This is a genomic window from Flavobacterium suncheonense GH29-5 = DSM 17707, assembly GCF_000430025.1.
Lineage (GTDB): Bacteria > Bacteroidota > Bacteroidia > Flavobacteriales > Flavobacteriaceae > Flavobacterium > Flavobacterium suncheonense.
On record NZ_AUCZ01000035.1, the window covers coordinates 1 to 2576 of the forward strand.

General features: G+C 30.4%; 3 protein-coding genes. All 3 read right to left on the bottom strand.

Features of this window, described 5'->3' with window-relative positions; translation table 11 throughout:
• Window positions 1–276 precede the first annotated feature (276 nt).
• On the bottom strand, window positions 277–909 hold the full coding sequence (locus G498_RS0109865; RefSeq protein WP_026981008.1) for a hypothetical protein: 633 nt from the start codon (window positions 907–909) through the stop codon (window positions 277–279).
• A gap of 160 nt (window positions 910–1069) precedes the next feature.
• Window positions 1070–1858 carry a hypothetical protein gene (locus G498_RS15460; protein WP_051269845.1) on the bottom strand — a complete coding sequence of 263 codons (789 nt, stop codon included), beginning with the start codon at window positions 1856–1858 and terminating at the stop codon, window positions 1070–1072.
• Window positions 1859–1889: 31 nt separating this feature from the next.
• Window positions 1890–2462, bottom strand: a complete 573-nt coding sequence (locus G498_RS0109875) for a hypothetical protein (RefSeq protein WP_026981009.1) — start codon at window positions 2460–2462, stop codon at window positions 1890–1892.
• Window positions 2463–2576: the final 114 nt, after the last annotated feature.

Consider the following 2576-nt stretch of genomic DNA (forward strand, 5'->3'; position numbering starts at 1 on the left):
ATGGCTACGATTGAGTCTTTTGTAAGCTGATTTCATAACACAATTTTAAGTCATTTTTTTGTCTTGAAAATTGCGTTAGATTCTTGAGTCTGCTGCAAGCTTGCTGCTAACGTCCCGCCGGCTTTGTGTCAGGTGGGGATTTTTGTTACTGATGTCTACAAATATACCGAAAAGATTGAAAGAAAAAAGTTGAAAAATAGGAGAGAAGTGCAAACACTGACCATTACCAATAAATCCCTAAACCCCCGCTTGCACAAAACCGCTGTTAGCAGTAGTTTATTTTAAATCTCTTATCAACGTCAAAGTTTTATAACTTGAAACAATTGTTCCCCTTTTACTTTCCTTTTTGTGAAATAAACTTTTTTTATAATAATAGCCAATGCGCAACATTCCTAGATCAATTGTATCAATTGAGTTTATTTTCATATTATATAATCTTTCATATTTTGAGAAAATAGAATCAATTTCTTTAAGTGTATAGCAATTCTGATTTGGTTTTTCTTTCCGATTATTAGGGAAATTATAAAATTCTTGTTTTAACTCATTAAAATAAGGTACAAAATAGACTGTGTCCAAATTTATTGTATCTCGCCATTTTCCGGGAATAATTTTTGGATTGATAAAGTTTATTTGAGCAAATTCACCAGAACTCAACCAAAACTCTAATTTATTTTTGTCGATTGCATCATCAATTACGAATTCACCTTTAGAGTTGGTTTTAACTTTTTTATAGCTACCTGGGTTGATTTTTTCATCGTCAAATATAATCTCATTTTTTTTTAATGGCTTTTTTGTGTAGAGATTAATAGCAGTTCCCTTTATATGAATAAATTTCAGATTACTTTCATGTTTGGTTTTAAAGGCAAACAGAATTAATAATGTAATTAATGACAAAATGCTCTTTCTCATTCATGTTTGGTTAAATTACTGCTAACGTTTCGCGGCTTGGCGCAGTAGCGGCTTCGTGAAACGTTTATTTTCTTGCTAAGATAATATTTCCTTGCGGAAAATAGGCGTGTGGTTAAGATAAATTTAGCTATTGCGCCAAACCGCTGTTGTGCGTTCGTTTTTATTCTTTCAGTTGAATTACTATTCCTCCAAATCGACCTTCTTCTGCAAAATATTCTTTACCTTCCAAAAAGCATATGTCAGAATTGTATTTTTCCTTTTGTTGGGTTTCACAATAATAACCTTGACAACCATAACCTAAACCTTCAGTATTGAAAAATTCAACCAATCTATTATTTTTATCAGTTATTTTTGATAAACATTCACCGCAAATCAATTTAGGATATCTTTGTTGAAATCCAATTTCTTTTTTACAGTTAGAACAATATTGTTTAAACGTTAATGATTTATTTAGTTTGAATTTATTGGATTCGTCCATATCAATTCTTATGAGAAAATTATCCCAATATACGATTTGCTCATATTCCTCATAACTAAATTCCATTTTTTTTCTTAACTCATTTGTTGATTGAATTATAAGAGGTGCTAATTCAGAAATATAGTTGTTAATATTTTTTATTTTGTATGGTGAATATTTTGAATGCCAATTATCAGTACTTACAACAAATTCCCAAAAAGAAGAAACGGATTTAAAATTTTTAATATTTAAATCGGAATCAATATTTTCATTTTTCGTTTTGCCAAAAAGTTTAGAAAAGATATTCATAAGTTTTTCATTTATAGTGTTTTCGTCTAAAATGACGCACAACGTCCCGCCGGCTTTGTGAAGTGGCGGATTTTTATTACTGATGTTTACAAATATACCGAAAAAGCTGAAAGAAAAAAAGCCAGAACAAAAAGAAGAAATAAAATCACCAAACCATCCCAAAAAATCACCAAGCCCCGCCATTTCACAAAACCGCTGTTAGGCGCTGGTAATTTTAATCGTAATTCAGCTTTATTTTAGTAGCACCACTTTTTTTATAACACTTCAGTATATTTTTCAAAGTTTCTAAATCTTTGAGTATAGCTTTCGAACTTAAATATTTATTGTCATTTGGGTAGCCATACATCGGATGATTTTCATATTCTTTTTGCTTTTGTTCGATTTTTTTCATCTCGTTTAGATCAGATGAGAAATCGACTCCAAGTTTTATCGGATTGTATTTTATTTTTTGATAGTACTTTGGATTAGCTTTAATTTTTGAAATGAATTTGTCAATTACGGATTCGAATTTCGTAATGTTTTTCCAATATTTTTCAGAAGATTCCTCGTTATCAATAAAATCATATTCTTGAAATGTTGATAAATCAATATTGAGAATTCTTTCCACTTGGGAAACCATACTTTTATCTCCATAACCTCCAACTTGCTCAAAGAAAAATGACAGTCCTGAAGGAAAATTATCTTGGCAATTTGTTTTAACATTAGCTTCAATGGAATAGTCCATTCCAATATTTATAAAACTAAGATTGATAAAGCATATTATTGCTATAATGATTTTTTTCATCATTTTTGGGTTTACTTGCGCCTAACGTCCCGCCGGCTTTATGTCAGGCGGGGATTTTTATTACTGATGTTTACAAATATACCGAAAAGTTAGAAAGGAAAAACTTCACTTCGGAGA